The organism is Halomonas sp. 18071143, from assembly GCF_019211725.1.
Classification (GTDB): domain Bacteria; phylum Pseudomonadota; class Gammaproteobacteria; order Pseudomonadales; family Halomonadaceae; genus Vreelandella; species Vreelandella stevensii.
Genome location: NZ_CP078120.1, coordinates 2,667,131 through 2,682,978, shown reverse-complemented (window position 1 = coordinate 2,682,978; position 15,848 = coordinate 2,667,131). Strand labels below are relative to the sequence as shown.

Genomic DNA, 15,848 nt, shown 5'->3' with positions numbered 1-15,848 from the left:
GACTCTCTCGCAGGCAGGGCATGGGAAGCAGGGCAGGGCGGCATCAGTAGCGTAGCATCAGCGTCAGCTGATAGAACATCGGCATCGTGGCAATCTGAAAGCCGATGACGGCAATCACATAGCCTGGCCACTTGCGCGACATTTTTTGTGCCAGCGTCAGCCCCACGATACACACCACCATACCCACAAGATTGAACGCGATGGTCGCGGCCTCAAGCATATCTTGAGGGTTCATAGTAGCTCCTTACTCGATGGCAGACAGGCCTACCTTACCAAGGGCTGGATGAATCCAGCATTAACCGCGACTTAATGTCGTACCCAGCAGGTGCTGGGCGCCGGGCACCAGCCATACGGGGTCCAGGCGCGTGTTGGCCGCCTCTACGCAGACGAAATGGCGGCCCGCCTCGGCGGGGGTGTCGCTGGGCAGGTCGCTGTCGGGATGCCATACCACCGTCGAGTCGCTGGACTGCTTGGCGATGCGCAGGGTGCGTACACCGTCGTTGAGCAGGACGGCTTCGTTGGTGTGGTAGATGCGGTCGACGGCGCCCCGGATGGCCAGCGTGCCTTGCTGCTGTGCTTCGCTGAAGTCGCGCAGCTTGTCCAGATAGCGGGCGCCGGAAAGCCCTTCCAGGCGGCACTGATGCACGTCATCGACAGCCAGGTAGGTATGCAGTGCGCCGCTGGTCTTGACCGGCGCCTCGCCAATGTTTTCGGTGATCAGCTCGACATTGAGGCGCTGGGCGTTGGCTTGAACCACCAGCCGAGCGGTCAGTTGGCTGTGCAGGGGCTGGGTGGGAGACAGGTGCACCTCGATGCCTTCCGCATGATCGTCCACAGCGTCGAGGCGCCACTGGGCGTGGCGAGCCAAGCCGTGGAAGGGGCCGTTGCGCTCGGGGCTTTCGTCGGCATAACGCTCGTCGGCAAACCAGGGCCAGCACAGTGGGATGCCGCCACGAATCGCTCCCGGCATCGCCTGGGGCGTGGGCGTCACCCATAGCCAGGGCTGCTCGTTGCGCGGTTGAAAGTGCAGCACTTGGGCACCCTGCAGGCTGATCACCATACTGCCCCAGTCCATGTTGAACAGCGCGACGTCGCGCCCTTGCCAGGTAGCCGGTTGGTGGCCATCGACATCGGCAAGCAGCTGTGTGAGGGAGTCGGGAATCATGGGAAGTCCTTGTAAGAAGGCCTTGTGAGTAAAGGCAACAAATGGGCAGCACCCTGGCGCTGTGTGCTATGGTAGAACAACCATAAGCGAAAGTTAAAACCCCAGGCTAGGTAAAACCAAGGAGGATGTATGGGCTTTATTGCGTGGTTGATCATTGGTGGTTTGGCTGGCTGGATTGCTGGCAACATCATGCGCGGCGGCGGTTTTGGCGTGCTGGGCAATATCGGGGTAGGGATCATTGGCGCCTTGGTCGGGGGCTTCTTGTTCAGTCTTCTGGGCCTTCAGGCGGGCGGTTTCATTGGTTCGCTGGTGACGGCGACCGTGGGGGCCGTGGTGTTGTTGTGGGTCATCAGTAAAGTCAAAAGCGCTTAGCGCTTCTCTCGGTTGTTCCCTACGCTGCCCGGCCCTTGTGCCGGGCAGCGTTGTTTTGTGCGCGGGCTATCGGTCTTGGCGTTAGTTTCCGTTACACTATGGCGCTTTTGGCAGCCCTGCCTCCGCGCGGTATTGCTTTCATGGATCGCTTTCTGTTTCTTCGAGGTGTCTTTTGGCCGATGCACTAAATGCCTGGTGGGCTCAACAGCTGGTGCTGTGTGATTGGGCTTTCACACCGCACCCCTTGGCGGTAGATGCAGTGGCGGCCGAACAGCGCCTGCTGCAGCTGGGCATCACGGACCGTGGGACGTTGGCGGATCAGCTGTTTTTTGCACTGGGCGCGCCTGCCGGTCACGCAGACCGACTGCTGAGCGCCCTCGAGTGGGCCGCACTGGGTGGCGCCGCTGGCTGGCTGGCACCGGATCAGGCTCAGCGCTGGGCGCATCACGTGGCGCGGCGTATCACCACGGATTACAGCGACCTGCGCGGCTGGCTGGCCGACCTGCGCCGGGCCATGGGTGCCAAGGGCTGGGAAACCGGCGCCGATGACCGATTCATCGACGCCTGCCAGGCGCTGGCCGACCTTGAAAGCGACGGTGAGGGCATCACCTGGCCTGCGCTGGAGGCGGCTTTGGCTAAGCTGGCGCCGCCCGCCTCGCTGTGGCCCGATGCGCCTGAGGCGCGGCCCTGGCGGCTGGGCGCCCTGTTTCGGCCGGTGATGTGCTATCCCGCCAGCGCCGCCGACTGGCCCGAGGCCCGCGCCTGGATGGAGCGCGTCTGGCAGGTCTACGACCGCGAGCAACTGCTTGAAGTGATGCTATGGCTGAGCGCTCAGGGCGAGCGTCAGCGCTGGGACATCGAGGCCCGAGAGCTGTTGAGCATGGATCATGCCCAGCGTCAGGAGTGGCAGCGCGGTGTCGAGCAGGAGTCTGCCCATGCGCCCGTATTGACTACCTTCGTACACCAGGGGGAGCCCCTGGAGTGGGCGGCTTGGGACTGGCTTCGGCTGGTCGAACTGGCCTGGGCGGGCGTTTGCAGCGGCTGGCTGAGCCAGGCCGAAGCAGACGACCTGGCGGCCCATGCGGCTGACCTGATTGGCCGTCGTTACCATGACTGGCATGCCATGCTGAAGGCTTACCTGCGTGGTCAGAGCCTGTTCGAGGGCGTCGATCGCCGGGGCATGACGCCTTCGCCACGCCACAAGCTGTTGATGCACGCCCCGTTCAGCCCATGGAAACAGGCGCCCAGCGCCCTGCTGGACGATGCCACCCGCGACGCTTCACGTCAGCGCATCCGCAGCTGGCGCAATACCCCTCATCATTGGCTGCTGGCGCTGGCAGGGGTGCGTGAACCCGATGTGATGCTGCGCCAACTGAACCCTGCAGCACCGATCAGCGAGCAGCGCCGCACCGACGCAGCGGTGTATCTGCAAGAGTCGTTGGGGCTGCATGCCGACGAAGGGCATCAAGTGCTGGCGCGCTACTGGTTGCCCGCTCAGGCACACCACCTGAATCAGCTGGCGGCGGATGCCGTCCATGGGGTGATGCCGCCTTCGCAGACGCATTTCGGCCAGCCTACCCCCGACGAGCTGAAGCAGCGCAATGCGGTGAAAGGCGTCAGCCGACACGCCGCTACCATTCACATGGCCGAGAAGTTCGCGTTCTATCTCCACATGGCGCTGGACAGTGGGCTGTTCGAGCGCGAACCGCTCATGGAGCATGCCAGCGCGTTGCGCAGCTGCCTGTGCCGTTTCTATGCCTCGCCCAAACGCTTGCTGGAAGCATGGTTTGCCTGGGAAAGCTGCCTGCCGGAGCCCGAGCACGACTCCTTGATCAGTGAAATTGCCTGGCACCTGGAGGATCCCGGCAGCCTGTTTCATTGGCTGAACTGGCAGCCAGACGCCTGGTGTGAGCCAGGTGAGCGGCCTACGCTGAGCCACTTTACGGCGATGTCTCTGGTGGGGCCATTGAATAGCGCCGTATGGAGCGAGCCACAGCTGGAGAGCCCGCGCGAATGTGCGGATATTCGCGAGTGGGTCGAAAGCCACTACCACCTGACCAGCGCCGACGACATGCAAGAGTTTCTCAGCTTCATGCTGGAAGCCGGGGACCGTCAGGAGTACCAGATCAATTACGCGCCCTACACGTTGAACCCGGAGCGGCTGGCGGCAGAAATCGCCATTCTCGAATCGGGCGACTGCGGCGAAGAGGAGCGCCACCATCTGCTACGGTTGCGCCGAGTGAGTGCCAACGAGGACGGCTGTAACGACGTCGACATGGCCGCGTGGGATATTGCTCAGCTCGTGGACCTGGCCATTGCTGCCCGGCAGTTAGGCTGGCTGGACAAGCAGGCCTTTGCCGACGTGCTGGACCGCGCCTATCAGTTGGCCGCAGACCATTACGCCGGTTGGCAAGAGTATGCGGCGGGGATGTACGCCGGATTCTCGTTCTTCATGGGGGAAACCCCCGAGCGAGAAAGCTTTCTGGCAGGCTTTCGCCAAGCGCTGGTGGCCTGGCTGTGTGGCGCGCCCATTCTGGCGGGGCCCTGGGCCAGTCTGGATTTTCCGGGCAACAAACCGCGCCATTTTGCGCCGCTACATATCGATACGTTACCGGGAGATCAGCGTATTTTGCATTGAGGCTCGCCAAACATGGGACAAGTGGCTTATAGTCCAGTGTTTGTGTCCATGAGCTTTCTCATGCTCGGTTTACTTTTTCCTATACATTTTTTACGAGGTTGATCGCATGGTTGCGTTGCCACACCCCGCTGTGACCGCTGTCCGTGTTGTAAGTGTTTGTGTCTTCGTAGCATTGTTGGCTGGTTGTGCAGGCTCCGGTGGACGTCAGGATATGGAGCCCCCCGAGGATTATTTCTCGATGGTGCTGCCCGGCATGAACGGCGCCACGCCGCAAATGTCGCCAGCCGATCCGATCATGGCGCAATTGCGCAGCATGCAGACCCCACCACCTACGGTAATTCGCCAGGCCCTCCTCGAACAGCACCAGCGCTGGGCCGGCACTCCTTACCGAGTCGGGGGAACCACCGAAAGGGGGATCGACTGCTCTGCACTGGTTAGACATGTTTTCCGCGATACGTTCAACATGGAGCTTCCGCGCTCCACCCAGGATCAGGTGCATGAGGGACGCTCGATCGACCGCCAGGAGCTGCAGGCGGGCGATCTGGTCTTCTTCCGCCCTCCAGGACGCTACAACCATGTCGGGATCTACGTTGGTGACGGCTACTTCCTGCATGCTTCCACCTCGCAAGGGGTGACCATCTCGAGCCTGGATAATAGCTACTGGCAGCGCTACTACTGGCAGTCTCGCCGGGCGCTGGAGCCGACCAATCTTGCTCAGTTGAATGGTCGTTTCGAACAGTCCTATCTTCAGTAGCCTTCTTCAGTAGCCTTGGGCCCCCGTTGCACTGGGGGGCATCGCGCCAATTAACCATGGACATGGCATGATTGAAGCGAAAACGCGCGCCTGGTGGCGCGCGACGGCAGCACTCTGCCTCGGCTCTTTTCTGGTATTCATCAACCTGTATGCCCCGCAGCCGCTGCTGCCCGAGTTAAAAGAGGCATACGGCGTTTCTACCCTGGGCATCAGCCTGCTGATGTCGGCTTCTACCTTGTCGTTGGCACTGGCGCTGCTGGTCTTTGGGCCGCTTTCCGATGCCATTGGCCGTGAAGCGATCATGCGCTTTACGCTGCTGTTGGCGGGTGGCCTCTCGCTGGCGCTGGCCTTCGCGCCCACCTTTGAAAGTCTGCTGCTGCTGCGCTTGCTGCAGGGCTTCGTGCTGGGCGGGCTGCCCGCCGTGGCGATTGCCTGGATGGGCGATGAGTTCGACAAGCCCGCCCTGCTGAGCGCCGTGGGGCTCTATATCGGGGCCAATTCGCTGGGGGGCATCAGCGGCCGCATCGTTGGCGGGGGAGCGTCGGCAGTAGGTGGCCCAGGCGCTGCGTTTCTGGCCGTGGGCGCCATGACGATCATCGGCTGCGTGCTGTTCTGGCGGCTGCTGCCCAATAGCCGGGCCTTCCAGCCCAAACGGTTCAAACTACGCCAGGCGCTGAGTGATCTGGCGGGCCACCTGCGCACGCCTTTGCTGCTGGCGGCTTACTGTCTGGGCGGCATCAATTTTCTGATTTTCATCAATCAGTACAGCTACATCACTTTTCGCTTGGCAGAGGCGCCTTATCATTTGGCGGCCAGCGGGTTGGGGCTGATCTTCCTCACTTACCTGGGCGGTACTCTGGGCTCGACGGTCTCCGGTAAATTGGCCGGGCGTTTCTCTCCCGCCAGCTGCATTGGCATGGGCATCGTCATTCTGATGCTGGGTACGGCCATTACCCTGGCGGAGTCGCTGGTGGGGATTCTGGTAGGGTTGACCATCAATGCGTTTGGCTTCTTTCTGGCCCACTCGCTGGCTTCCAGCTGGGTGGGGCGCTACGCCCTGGGCGCCAGGGGCAGTGCGTCGGCACTGTATCTGGTGTTTTACTACCTTGGAGCAAGCATCGGGGGCTTCTGGCTGGAACCGTTCTGGCGTTGGGCGCAGTGGCAGGGGGTGGCCGTAGGGTCCTGGCTACTGCTGGCCGTGACCCTGATGATTGCGCTGGGTATGCGGCGCGTCGAGCGTCGTCTGGCCAGCGCTTAGTCGCTCCTTAGCTGCCCATCCGCCAGGTGCAGATGCCGGGTACAAAGCCGATTCAAGAGCGCCATGTCGTGGCTGATGACCAGCACGCCCAGCGCCTGGCGTTCGGTGTGGGCCTTCACGGCTTGCCACAGGCTGAGTTGGGTCAGTGGATCCAGCATCGTCGAAATCTCATCGGCGATCAGATAGCGCACACCCGGGGCCAGGGCGCGTAGCACGCACACCCGCTGCAGCTCGCCTCCGGACAGCTCCCCCGGAAAACGCTTCAGCCACGCGGGCTGAATACCGAACGCTTCCCTCAGCGTCTGTGGCGGTGTCCAGGCTTCTTCCAATAATCGTGCCACCCGCCAGCGCGGATTGACCGCCCGTTCCGGCGATTGAGGCAGCCACTGCACAGGGCGCAGGCCTCGTGATGGCAAGGGCACTCCGTCGATGTGCAAAAAGCCGTGACGTGGTGCCCAGTGGCCTGCCAGTACCTTGCCCAGCGTCGACTTGCCTGCCCCGGAAGCACCGCTCAAACCGACCCACTCGCCCTGTGCCAGCGCCATCGACAGCGCCTGGAACAGCGGTGGCTCGCGGCCAAACCCGAAGGTGAGCTGGTGGGCTTCAAGCAAGGCTGGGCTCCTGAACATGAGGCTGGATGGGTAAGGTGCCGAAGGCGTTGTCGGGCAGTGCTTGCCACAGTGCTTTGGCATAGGCGCTGTGCAGCTGCTCCCCTTGGCCATGGAAGGCCCGGGCCGAGGTCGTTTCCACGGCGCGCCCCTGGCGCATGATGGTCACCCGGTGGGCAATGGGCAAGGCATGGCGCAGGTCATGGGTGATCAGCAGGACAGCTTTGCCCTCTTTGGCCAGTGCCTGCAGGGTAGTCAGCACGCGGTCTCGCTGGGCCGGGTCCAGCCCGACGCTGGGCTCGTCGGCAATCACCACGCGGGCATGGCCGGCCTGGGCCATGGCCACCAGCACCCGCCTGGCCATGCCGCCGGAAAGCTCATGGGGGTAGCGCCGCGCTGCATGGGCGAGCTGGTAGTGCTGCAGCAGGTCGTGGCTGCGTGCTTGAGCGCTGGCGCGGGAAAGGCCTGCGCGGCGAGCAGCCCAGCGTATCTGGTGCTGGCTGCGTGCCAATGGGTCCAGGGCGTTCAGGGTCTGTGGAATCAGCGCCAGTTCACGGCCACGCAGCTGGCGCTGGCGCTCGGGCGTCAAGAGGTCGCCCTGGAAGGTCAGGGTGCCGTGCTGCCGTGCTGCGGGCGGCAGCAGGCCCAGCAGGGCGTGGGCCAGCAGGCTTTTGCCGGATCCGGACGTGCCGACCAGGGCGTGTACTTCCCCCGCCTGAATGTCCAGCGAAAGCGACTCGATCACGGGTGACCACTCGCGCTTCCACCAGCGGGGGTAGTGGGGCAGGCTCAGGCTCCAGTCGGTGATCTCCAGCATGTTCGGCTCCCTTGATGGTTGAAAACGCTGGCCTTACAGGGCCTGGCGCAGCTGTGTGGCCAGCCGTTGAATGGCCAGCACCATCAGCAGCAGTCCTAGCCCGGGAAACACACCCAGCCACCAATAGCCGCCGCTGAGATAGCGCATGGCGTCGGCCAGCAGCACGCCGGTGGCGGGCTGGTTGGGGTCCAGGCCGACGCCGAGAAAGGTCAGAGCCGCTTCGTGCAGAATGGCGTGGGGAAACAGCAGTAACGCACCCACCACGCAGTGGGGCCAAAGGTGGGGCACGAAGTGCTGGGCGACGATGTACCCCGGCCCTTTGCCAAAGCCTTTCGAGAGCGCCACGTACTCGGCCTCGCGCAGGCTGAACAGCTCGGCGCGAAACACCCGCGCCAGGCTTGGCCAGTGGGTGATGGCCACGGCGATGATCACGGCCTGGGTGCCCCCGCCCAGCGCAAAAGCGATGAGCAGCAGTAAAATGAGGTGGGGCACGCTGAGCAGCGTATCGATCAGCAGTGACACAAGCGCATCCAGGGTGTTCGATAGCGCCGCCAGACTGGCCAGCAGCAGGGCGATGGCCGTGCCCAGCAGGGCCGCGCTCAAACCGACCCAAAAACTCAGCGCCAGCCCCGCCAGGGTACGCGCCCATAGCTCCCGGCCCAAGGCATCGGTGCCGAACCAGTGGAGCAGGCTGGGCGGCTGTAAACGTGCCTCGAACTGCATCTGCTGGGGGCTGTCACCCAGCCACAAACGGCTGCTCAACAGCAGCATCAGCAGGACACTGAAGAGCACCAGGTAAACGGCGGCGGCCAGGCGTGGCTGTGTGTTCATGGGGTGTGTGCCAAGCGGATGCGCGGGTCGGTCACCCGTGCCAGGGCATCGGCGGTCAGGTTGCCGATGCTCACGAACAGCGCGGTGAACAGGGCGATGGCCAGCAGCAGGGGAACATCGCTGCGCAGTCCCGCCGCCACGGTGGCCTGGCCCAGCCCCGGGTAGGCGAAGACCTGCTCCACCAGAATGGAGCCGCCAAACAGCTCGCCCAGCGAAGCAAAGGCCAGGGTGATGGCCGGGAGGCTGGCGTGGCGCAGCCCGTGCCGCCAGGCGATATCGGTGCGGCTAGCGCCCTGGGCAAAGGCGTGTAGCGCCGTGTCGGAGCGCATGAAGGCCACCATTCTGGCGCGGGTGTGCAGGGTGATGGTGGCCATGCTCAATAGCGCCAGGGTCGTCACCGGCAGCACCAGGTGGTGCAGACGAGTGGCGAACGTGACGTCGCGGCTGACCACCCCCGTGGGGCCTGCGCAGCAGGTGGGGGTCCAGCCCAGGGTCACCGAAAACAGCAGCAGTGCCAGAATGGCCAGCCAGAAAGTGGGCGTCGAGGCGGTCACCAAGGCGTAACCGCTGATCAAGCGGTCGAGCAGCGAGCCTTCCCGACTGCCTGCCACGATACCCAATGCCACGCCCAGCACCAGTGACAGCAGCCAGGCACTGAACAGCAGCCAGAACGAGCGCTGAAAGCGCAGGCTGATGACGTCACCTACTGGCTGTTGGTATACATGGCTCCAGCCCAGCTCGCCGCTGGCCAGTTGACGCAGCCACTGGCCGAACTGCACGGCTGCCGGTTCATCGAAGCCCCACTGTGCGGCGATCAGGGCGCGCTGCTCGGGGCTTACCTGGGCCATCTGCGGGCCCAGGTAGGCGTCGATGGGGTCGATGGGCGAGAGCATCATCAGGCCGAAGGCGAGACCGGCCACGCACAGCATGACCAGCCCCAGCCGTAGGCTTCTCCACGCCAGCCAGCGGGCTAGTGGCACGTCCAGCGCCACTCGAGCAGGTTGGCGGTAATCGGCCAGCCGTGTCCATGGGGGGCCACGCCCAGCTCGCCAACGTCCAGGCACGGGTCGGCGGCATAGACATGGGTCAGGTTGACCATCCAGGCCCAGCTGGCATCGCCCTGCAGGCCATAGCCGGTGCTGCCATCCCACTGGGCTGCTTGCCAGTGTGGGTTGGCTTCTTCGGCGCTGGCGGCGGCCTGGGCGGCCTCCAGGTGCTGGTCGACGCGCTCATTGGTGTAAAAGCCGCTGTTGTAGAAGCCAAACCCGGCGTGTTCGCTGTGGAAGAGATAGTAGATCTCTTGCGGGCTATGGCTGCCAAAGCCAAACACAATGGCATCCTGGTGCAGGGCTTCCCGCTGTATTTCATCCCAATGGCGGCCGGTGGGCTGCATCTCGATGCCCAGCGGGCGCACCATCTCTGCGCTGATTTGCGCGAGCTGCTGGCGAGTCGTATCACTGGCCGGGTAGGTGAGCCGGAAGCGAGCCGGCTGCCCGTCCTTGTAGCGCAGGCCATCGTCTGCGCGCAGCCAGCCTGCTTCCTCCAGCAGGGCATTGGCCTGCTCCAGGTCGAAAGCGATGGTTTCCTCGGGGTGCCCCCAGGGCAGGCCATCGGCAGGGCCATACGCCGGGCGGCCAAAGCCGTTCAGGGCCACGTCTACCAGCGTGTCGCGGGATAGCGCCAGGTTGATGGCCTGGCGAATGGCCAGGTCGGACGTGACATCGTTGCCAATCGGGGCGCCGTTGGCGGCGCGCTCCCCGCTGTCGGGCTGCATGGGAAACAGAATCCCGCGATTATCGACGCTCTCCATCAGGACCCGCTGCATCTGGCCCGGCATGGTGCTGCCCAGCGCCTGGGGAATGACGGCCAGGTCGAGCTGACCTGCCTGAGCAGCGCTTAGCGTGCCTGCCTCATCGGTAAACAGAAATACCAGGCGCTCGAAGGCCGGAGCAGGGCCGTAAAAATAGGGGTTACGCTCGACGATCAGCTGCTCACCTTCCTGCCACTCCACCATGCGGTAGGGGCCAGAACCCAGCGGCTGGCGGCCGTAACCCGCATGATGGCCATTTTCCCGCTCGGCATCAGGTACAATGCCCAGGGTCATCAGCTGGTCGATGAAGGTGATGCGAGGGGCTTTCAGGGTAAGCGTGACGGTGTGGTCATTCACGGCGTCGGCATGTGCCAGCGCGCTAAGGTCGGCTCGGCCCCCTGCCGTGGCGGCGGCATTGAAGGTGTATGCCACATCCCGGGCGGTGAGCGGCGTGTCATCGGCAAACCGCACGTCCTCGCGCAGATGCAGTGTCCAGGTCAACTGGTCGTCCGACAGGGACCATTCGGTGGCCAACCCCGCTTGAGGGGTAAAATCCTGGCCACGGGTGAGCAGCGTGGACTGAAACAGCGGGCTACCGTATTGCCCCCAGCCCAGCAGCGGGTCGAAGCCCTGGTCTGGCTCGCCGCCGATGGCAAGCACCAACTGCTCTTTGGCCAGCGCGGGAGCGCTGAGCGCCAGGCATGTGCTGGCAATGGTCAGTAGTATCGAACGACGCATGGAGCACCCTGCGATGAATGAGTATGATGTTTTTACAATAACATCATACTCATGCGGCGGGTAGTCAACAGGCCCATTCTACGCTCGGGTGAGCAAAGGAGAACGTATGCAACGTATTACCGTGACGCTGGATGAAGAGTTGCTGCGCGAGGTGGATGCTTTGATGCAGCAGCGTGGCTATCAGAACCGTTCCGAGGCCATTCGAGACCTGACCCGCAGCGGGCTGACTCAGGCCAAGGAAGAGGTCGCGCCGGATGCCCCGTGCATGGGGGCTTTGGTGTATGTCTACGACCATGCGGCGCGAGAGCTCTCCAAGCGGCTGACCAAGCACTCCCACGACCACCACGACCTCACGCTGTCGACGCTGCATGTGCATATCAATCATGACAGCTGCCTGGAAGTGGCGCTGCTCAAAGGGCAGGGGAGTGCCCTGAAGCAGTTTGCCGACGAAGTGACCTCGTCACGCAGCGTACGCCATGGGCAGCTGGTACTGATTCCTGGCGAATAAGGGGCAGGGAAACGGCCACAAAAAAGGCGGCCTGCGGCCGCCTTGATGACGATGGCTTACGCTCAGTGGTGAACGCCGCCTTCGCCGTGTACGTGTCCGTGCTGAACTTCTTCTTCGCTTGCTTCACGAACGGTAGCAATCTCAACGTCGAAGTTCAGGTGCTGACCTGCCAGCGGATGGTTGCCATCCACGACGACGGTGTCACCTTCCACTTTTGTGACGGTGACCATCAGCGGGCCGCCCTGGGTCTGGGCCTGGAACTGCATGCCCGGCTCGATGCTCTCGACGCCCTGGAAGGCATCGCGAGGAACTTCCTGCATCAGCTGCTCCTGAACTTCACCGTAACCCTCGGCAGGGGCTACCTTGACGTTCAGTTTGTCGCCTGCGGCGCGGCCTTCCAGCTCTTTTTCCAGGCCCGGAATGATGTTTCCGGCACCGTGGAGGTAGGTAAGCGGCTCACGGCCTTCGGAACTGTCCAGCACTTCACCTGCATCGTTGGTCAGGGTGTAGTGAAACGCGACAACCGAGTTTTGCGCAATTTGCATTGAATAACCTTTCGGTGAGTGCATGTCCCAACATGGTAACGCGTGTGGGCTGGCTTGTCAGGGGGTAAGCCAGGTTTTTAACCCCCACGCCTTTGGCACTATTGCGCCCGACAGTGACCAGCGATACCCTACTCTCACCTTTTTTCCATAAGCTAACGAAGTGTGATCGGAGCTTGATATGACTGTTTTCCTGATTTGGGTGGTAGCCTTCGTGCTGATCGCCTACTTTGCCAACAAGCGTTGGGACAATGGCTTTAGCCAGGGACTGGATAAACTGTTGCCTGGTGTTCTGAAGACCCATGGCGAGAACCGCCACCTGTGGGTAGCAGCCATCGCCATTCTGGGGGCCACCACGCTGGTGCGCCCGGTCGATATTCTGCTGGTGGCTCTGTTGTTGGCGTTGATCGGGTTTGTTGTTTACAAGCTGGCCAATTGGGCCAGCAACAAGGTGACCCACTAAGTCTGCCAAAACCAGGTCTGCCAAAACCAGGTCTGCCGAAACCAGGCCTGCCCAATGGGTGACATGTGCTGTACCCCGCCACCCGTTGTTCAAGAATGGCTTGAAGCAGACATGAAAAAGCCCGTCCACTCTGGTGGACGGGCTTTTTTTCGAGATCGCACTTTTGCAGGCGCTGGTCAGCTGTGGCCCGCGCGGGTGCGAGGAGCGATCAGTAGGGGGCAACGCTCAGGTTGGCGCCGCTACCAATTAGGCGTACACGCTGGCCAGCCTGGAACTGACGGTCGGCACGTTGAACGACGACCACATCGGTACCGTCGTCACGACGCACTTCCATTTCCAGTGCATTGACGCGGTTGACGCTGTCTTCTACCGCCGTGCCGGCGACGGCACCGCCCAGTGCACCTGCCGCGGTGGCCAGCTGACGGCCTGAACCGCCGCCTACCTGGCTGCCCAGCAGGCCGCCAATTACGGCGCCACCGCCACCGCCCAGCAGGTTGCCGGTGCGGCTATCGGCCTGAATCTGTACCGGACGAACGGCCACGATGGTGCCATAGCTGACGCTTTGGCCCGTCTGCGCCTGGTTGCCGCGGTACACATCGCCCGAGTAGGTGGATGTGTTGGCGCAGCCAGCCAGTGCCAGGATGCTCAGCGCTGCAACGGGTAGTAAACGTTTCATTCAAACCTCCAGTAAGAATCAGCCCATCTGGCTGTGAACGTCCGCAGATCAATGCGTGCGTCTCATTATAGAACGGCGTTCGCTAAAAGATACCCAAAGCGTACGCTTTTGACCAGCCGTTTGGAAAAAAGGTCACAAAGTAGAGTGTAGACAGGCATTAAGAAAGCAGTGTGCAAAAAATCGACAGACCATGAAGTACGCTGCAAAAAACACCAAGGGGAGCCGTGGCTCCCCTTGGTGTGTTGCAGTGGCTAGGTGCTTAGCCAAACTGGTTCATGGTGTTGTCCTTGCCGCCAGCTTTCAGTGCGGCCTCACCATGGAAGAACTCCTTGTGATCGTCGCCGATGTTGGAGCCCGCCATATCCTGGTGCTTGACCGTGGCGATACCCTGGCGAATTTCCTGACGCTGGACGCCTGCCACGTAGGCCAGCATGCCTTCGTCACCGAAGTAGCCCTTGGCCAGGTTGTCGGTAGACAGCGCCGCCGTGTGGTAGGTGGGCAGGGTGATCAGGTGGTGGAAGATACCCGCTTCGCGCGCCCCGTCACGCTGGAAGTTGCGCGTCCACTCATCGGCCAGTTGCCCCAACTCGGTGTTGTCGTATTCGACGCTCATCAGCTTGTCGCGCTGGTAGGCCGATACGTCCTTGCCCTCTTTCTCCCAGGCATCGAAGACCTGCTGGCGGAAGTTCAGCGTCCAGTTGAAGGAGGGTGAGTTGTTGTACACCAGCTTGGCGTCCGGCACGACCTCGCGGATGCGGTTCACCATGCTGGCGATCTGGCCGACATGGGGCTTCTCGGTTTCGATCCACAGCAGGTCGGCACCGTTTTGCAGGCTGGTGATACAGTCCAGGATCACGCGGTCTTCGCCGGTGCCTGGCTTGAACTGGTAGAGGCCAGAAGCCAAACGCTTGGGCTTGACCAGCTTGCCGTTCTGCTTGATGACTACGTCGCCGTTGTTGATGTCCGAGGCGTTCTCGATGACATCGCCATCCAGGAAGCTGTTGTACTGGTCGCCCAGGTCGCCTGGCTCATTGGTGACGGCGATCTTCTGGGTCAAACCAGCGCCCAGCGAGTCGGTACGGGCGACGATGACGCCATCTTCGACGCCCAGCTCCAGAAAGGCGTAGCGCACGGCGTTGATCTTGGCCAGGAAGTCTTCATGGGGCACGGTGACCTTGCCATCCTGGTGACCACACTGCTTCTCGTCGGATACCTGGTTTTCGAGCTGGATACAGCAGGCACCCGCCTGGATGAATTTTTTGGCCAGCAGGTACGTGGCTTCGGCGTTACCAAACCCGGCATCGATGTCGGCAATGATCGGCACGATATGGGTTTCGTAGTTGTCGATCTTGCTGATCAGCTCTTTTTCTTTGGCGCTGTCGCCTGCGGCCTTGGCGTCGTCCAGCGCACGGAACAGGTGGTTGAGTTCCCAGGCATCGGCCTGCTTGAGGAAGGTGTAGAGTTCCTCGATCAGGTTGGCCACCGAGGTTTTCTCATGCATGGACTGGTCAGGCAGCGGGCCAAACTCGGAGCGCAGGGCTGCCACCATCCAGCCTGAAAGGTACAGGTAGCGGCGCTTGGTGGTGCCAAAATGCTTCTTGATGGAAATCAGTTTCTGCTGGCCGATGAAGCCGTGCCAGCAACCCAGCGATTGGGTGTACTGGGAGGTGTCGGCATCGTAGGCGGCCATGTCGTCACGCATGATCTTGGCGGTGTAACGAGCAATGTCCAGGCCAGTATGGAAGCGGTTTTGGGCACGCATGCGAGCGGCGTATTCAGGTTTGATCGCTGACCACTTGCCGCCTTGGGCTTCGCGCAGTTGGGCCATGGCTTTGATATCGTCGAGCAGTCCTGACATGAGCTGATTCCTCCAGGGTTATCGTCGTTCGCAGGCTAGCTTGTTGTTATGCTGCACCTGCGAGATAGCGTTCAGCATTGTGCAATTTTGCGGCGCTGTCTATAGGCCAATCGTCTCTCAGTAAAACGTCGTGCCTCGGCGCTTGGCGTCATACAGCGACATGGCGTAAGAGCTGAGAAGCAATGTCGCTGCAGTGCAATAACTATCGGTCAGGAAGCTGCATTCAACAATTGTCACTTCGGGGCAGGGGGCGTTGTAGTCCGACGACATCGACTACGTCGAACGCCCTGTTTGTGTAGTCGTTTTTCGCCTGTTGGACGTAAAAAAAAGCGCCGCTGTCTCAGCGGCGCTATAACGCGTGTTCGATGGCCTGATGGCGGGTTACAGCACCAGGGTCATTTCGCGGTGGGGGATGCCGGCATCCATGAAGACCTCGCCATGGGCTACGAAGCCTAAACGCTCATAGAAGGCGAGGGCGTGTAGCTGGGCGCTGAGGGCCGCGTGGCGATGGCCTGCCTCGCGGGCAGCGGCGATGGCAGCCTCCATGAGTCGATAGCCAATGCCCGCGCCCCGTGCGCTACTCAACACCGCTACGCGACCAATATGGCCGTCGGGCAGCAGGCGCGCGGTACCCACCGGCTCGTCATTCAGCGTGGCGAGGAAGTGCAGGCATTCGCCATCCCGGCCATCCCACTCCTCTTCCTGAGGAACCTGCTGCTCATCGATGAAGACCACGCGGCGAATCAACGACGCCGCGTCGCCCAGTTCACGCCAGTCGCCTTGTTGCACGGTGGTGGCTGTGTTCACGCC

17 protein-coding genes are annotated in these 15,848 nt (G+C 62.2%); 6 read left to right on the top strand and 11 right to left on the bottom strand.

The genetic code is table 11. The annotated features are described in order from the left end of the window. Window positions 1–43: 43 nt before the first annotated feature. Window positions 44–235 carry a hypothetical protein gene (locus tag KVY02_RS12555; RefSeq protein WP_016914514.1) on the bottom strand — a complete coding sequence of 64 codons (192 nt, stop codon included), beginning with the start codon at window positions 233–235 and terminating at the stop codon, window positions 44–46. Between the two features lie 60 nt (window positions 236–295). Next, window positions 296–1,165, bottom strand: coding sequence for a D-hexose-6-phosphate mutarotase (locus tag KVY02_RS12550; RefSeq protein WP_081195585.1), 870 nt, complete (start codon window positions 1,163–1,165; stop codon window positions 296–298). Window positions 1,166–1,294: 129 nt separating this feature from the next. On the opposite strand from KVY02_RS12550, the gene KVY02_RS12545 reads away from it, so the two are divergent. From KVY02_RS12545 to KVY02_RS12530, 4 genes are all read left to right on the top strand, one after another. Further along, complete coding sequence (locus KVY02_RS12545; protein WP_009098790.1) at window positions 1,295–1,537, top strand: GlsB/YeaQ/YmgE family stress response membrane protein; 243 nt, start codon at window positions 1,295–1,297, stop codon at window positions 1,535–1,537. Window positions 1,538–1,709: 172 nt separating this feature from the next. Beyond that, entirely contained in the window at window positions 1,710–4,175 is a 2,466-nt protein-coding gene (locus KVY02_RS12540) for a DUF1266 domain-containing protein (protein ID WP_218313615.1), read from the top strand. 211 nt (window positions 4,176–4,386) lie between these two features. Next, window positions 4,387–4,929 (top strand): C40 family peptidase, encoded by a 543-nt coding sequence (locus KVY02_RS12535; protein WP_081195587.1) that lies wholly within the window; start codon window positions 4,387–4,389, stop codon window positions 4,927–4,929. Window positions 4,930–4,996: 67 nt separating this feature from the next. Then, window positions 4,997–6,187: an MFS transporter gene (locus KVY02_RS12530; protein ID WP_100731180.1), complete on the top strand. Its 1,191-nt coding sequence runs from the start codon at window positions 4,997–4,999 to the stop codon at window positions 6,185–6,187. On the opposite strand, the gene KVY02_RS12525 is transcribed toward KVY02_RS12530, so the two are convergent. Genes KVY02_RS12525 through KVY02_RS12505 form a run of 5 tightly spaced genes read right to left on the bottom strand, consistent with a single transcriptional unit; the run spans window position 6,184 to window position 10,991 of the window. After that, window positions 6,184–6,798 (bottom strand): ATP-binding cassette domain-containing protein, encoded by a 615-nt coding sequence (locus KVY02_RS12525; protein WP_218313614.1) that lies wholly within the window; start codon window positions 6,796–6,798, stop codon window positions 6,184–6,186. The genes KVY02_RS12530 and KVY02_RS12525 overlap by 4 nt on opposite strands. Beyond that, window positions 6,791–7,612 (bottom strand): ATP-binding cassette domain-containing protein, encoded by an 822-nt coding sequence (locus KVY02_RS12520; RefSeq protein WP_218313613.1) that lies wholly within the window; start codon window positions 7,610–7,612, stop codon window positions 6,791–6,793. Before KVY02_RS12520 ends, KVY02_RS12525 begins: the two co-directional genes overlap by 8 nt. Window positions 7,613–7,645: 33 nt before the next feature. Further along, window positions 7,646–8,443, bottom strand: coding sequence for an ABC transporter permease (locus KVY02_RS12515; protein WP_100731183.1), 798 nt, complete (start codon window positions 8,441–8,443; stop codon window positions 7,646–7,648). After that, window positions 8,440–9,423: an ABC transporter permease gene (locus KVY02_RS12510; RefSeq protein ID WP_371317378.1), complete on the bottom strand. Its 984-nt coding sequence runs from the start codon at window positions 9,421–9,423 to the stop codon at window positions 8,440–8,442. The genes KVY02_RS12515 and KVY02_RS12510 overlap by 4 nt, the downstream gene beginning before the upstream one ends. Then, a complete protein-coding gene (locus KVY02_RS12505) occupies window positions 9,414–10,991 on the bottom strand; it encodes an ABC transporter substrate-binding protein (RefSeq protein ID WP_081195593.1) in 1,578 nt (525 codons plus the stop codon). Before KVY02_RS12505 ends, KVY02_RS12510 begins: the two co-directional genes overlap by 10 nt. A 106-nt stretch (window positions 10,992–11,097) precedes the next feature. On the opposite strand from KVY02_RS12505, the gene nikR reads away from it, so the two are divergent. Beyond that, complete coding sequence (nikR, locus tag KVY02_RS12500; RefSeq protein WP_081195594.1) at window positions 11,098–11,499, top strand: nickel-responsive transcriptional regulator NikR; 402 nt, start codon at window positions 11,098–11,100, stop codon at window positions 11,497–11,499. A gap of 62 nt (window positions 11,500–11,561) precedes the next feature. On the opposite strand, the gene KVY02_RS12495 is transcribed toward nikR, so the two are convergent. Beyond that, on the bottom strand, window positions 11,562–12,044 hold the full coding sequence (locus tag KVY02_RS12495) for an FKBP-type peptidyl-prolyl cis-trans isomerase (RefSeq protein ID WP_081195595.1): 483 nt from the start codon (window positions 12,042–12,044) through the stop codon (window positions 11,562–11,564). A gap of 178 nt (window positions 12,045–12,222) precedes the next feature. Here KVY02_RS12495 and KVY02_RS12490 point away from each other — a divergent pair, with 178 nt between their 5' ends. Further along, window positions 12,223–12,504 (top strand): hypothetical protein, encoded by a 282-nt coding sequence (locus KVY02_RS12490; RefSeq protein ID WP_016914502.1) that lies wholly within the window; start codon window positions 12,223–12,225, stop codon window positions 12,502–12,504. A 208-nt stretch (window positions 12,505–12,712) separates the two neighbouring features. Here the strand turns inward: KVY02_RS12490 and KVY02_RS12485 are convergent, their stop codons facing one another. The 3 genes from KVY02_RS12485 to KVY02_RS12475 form a co-directional block, all read right to left on the bottom strand. After that, complete coding sequence (locus KVY02_RS12485; RefSeq protein WP_081195596.1) at window positions 12,713–13,180, bottom strand: glycine zipper 2TM domain-containing protein; 468 nt, start codon at window positions 13,178–13,180, stop codon at window positions 12,713–12,715. 259 nt (window positions 13,181–13,439) lie between these two features. After that, the gene (locus KVY02_RS12480) at window positions 13,440–15,038 is read right to left on the bottom strand and encodes an isocitrate lyase (RefSeq protein ID WP_081195597.1); all 1,599 of its coding nucleotides are present in this window, start codon (window positions 15,036–15,038) and stop codon (window positions 13,440–13,442) included. A 381-nt stretch (window positions 15,039–15,419) separates the two neighbouring features. Next, entirely contained in the window at window positions 15,420–15,845 is a 426-nt protein-coding gene (locus tag KVY02_RS12475; protein ID WP_081137491.1) for a GNAT family N-acetyltransferase, read from the bottom strand. Window positions 15,846–15,848 lie beyond the last annotated feature (3 nt).

What these genes read in the sequence shown, in the direction of transcription:
- KVY02_RS12480 (WP_081195597.1), bottom strand. Translation starts at nt 15,038, where the DNA reads ATGTCAGGACTGCTCGACGATATCAAAGCCATGGCCCAACTGCGCGAA.
- KVY02_RS12545 (WP_009098790.1), top strand. Translation starts at nt 1,295, where the DNA reads ATGGGCTTTATTGCGTGGTTGATCATTGGTGGTTTGGCTGGCTGGATT.
- KVY02_RS12550 (WP_081195585.1), bottom strand. Translation starts at nt 1,165, where the DNA reads ATGATTCCCGACTCCCTCACACAGCTGCTTGCCGATGTCGATGGCCAC.
- KVY02_RS12490 (WP_016914502.1), top strand. Translation starts at nt 12,223, where the DNA reads ATGACTGTTTTCCTGATTTGGGTGGTAGCCTTCGTGCTGATCGCCTAC.
- KVY02_RS12520 (WP_218313613.1), bottom strand. Translation starts at nt 7,612, where the DNA reads ATGCTGGAGATCACCGACTGGAGCCTGAGCCTGCCCCACTACCCCCGC.
- KVY02_RS12485 (WP_081195596.1), bottom strand. Translation starts at nt 13,180, where the DNA reads ATGAAACGTTTACTACCCGTTGCAGCGCTGAGCATCCTGGCACTGGCT.
- KVY02_RS12505 (WP_081195593.1), bottom strand. Translation starts at nt 10,991, where the DNA reads ATGCGTCGTTCGATACTACTGACCATTGCCAGCACATGCCTGGCGCTC.
- KVY02_RS12495 (WP_081195595.1), bottom strand. Translation starts at nt 12,044, where the DNA reads ATGCAAATTGCGCAAAACTCGGTTGTCGCGTTTCACTACACCCTGACC.
- KVY02_RS12555 (WP_016914514.1), bottom strand. Translation starts at nt 235, where the DNA reads ATGAACCCTCAAGATATGCTTGAGGCCGCGACCATCGCGTTCAATCTT.
- KVY02_RS12515 (WP_100731183.1), bottom strand. Translation starts at nt 8,443, where the DNA reads ATGAACACACAGCCACGCCTGGCCGCCGCCGTTTACCTGGTGCTCTTC.
- KVY02_RS12535 (WP_081195587.1), top strand. Translation starts at nt 4,387, where the DNA reads ATGGAGCCCCCCGAGGATTATTTCTCGATGGTGCTGCCCGGCATGAAC.
- KVY02_RS12530 (WP_100731180.1), top strand. Translation starts at nt 4,997, where the DNA reads ATGATTGAAGCGAAAACGCGCGCCTGGTGGCGCGCGACGGCAGCACTC.
- nikR (WP_081195594.1), top strand. Translation starts at nt 11,098, where the DNA reads ATGCAACGTATTACCGTGACGCTGGATGAAGAGTTGCTGCGCGAGGTG.